Source organism: Burkholderia sp. JPY481, from assembly GCF_038900515.1.
Classification (GTDB): domain Bacteria; phylum Pseudomonadota; class Gammaproteobacteria; order Burkholderiales; family Burkholderiaceae; genus Paraburkholderia; species Paraburkholderia youngii.
On the sequence record NZ_JAYMRT010000164.1, the window covers coordinates 1 to 346 of the forward strand.

The window sequence follows — 346 nt, forward strand, 5'->3', positions numbered from 1 at the left end:
TCGTCCGGTCGACGTGCGGGTATCGACGCTGCCCACCGGCCACGGCGAGCGCGCGGTGCTTCGTCTGCTCGAAAAAGACGCGGCGCGGCTCAATCTCGAAGCGCTCGGCATGGCATCCGACACGCTCGGCCAGTTCGACAAGCTGATCGGCAAACCGCACGGCATCGTGCTGGTGACGGGCCCGACCGGCTCAGGCAAGACGACGACGCTATATGCGTCGATGTCGCGACTGGAGACGGCGACCACCAACATCATGACGGTGGAAGACCCGATCGAATACGACCTGTCCGGCATCGGCCAGACCCAGGTCAACGAGCGGATCGGCATGAGCTTCGCGCGCGCATTG

1 protein-coding gene is annotated in these 346 nt (G+C 65.0%); it reads left to right on the forward strand.

The window, feature by feature from the left end; translation table 11 throughout:
* A partial coding sequence (locus VSR82_RS40165) for a GspE/PulE family protein (RefSeq protein ID WP_498858944.1) occupies positions 1-346 on the forward strand: 346 nt, incomplete at both ends.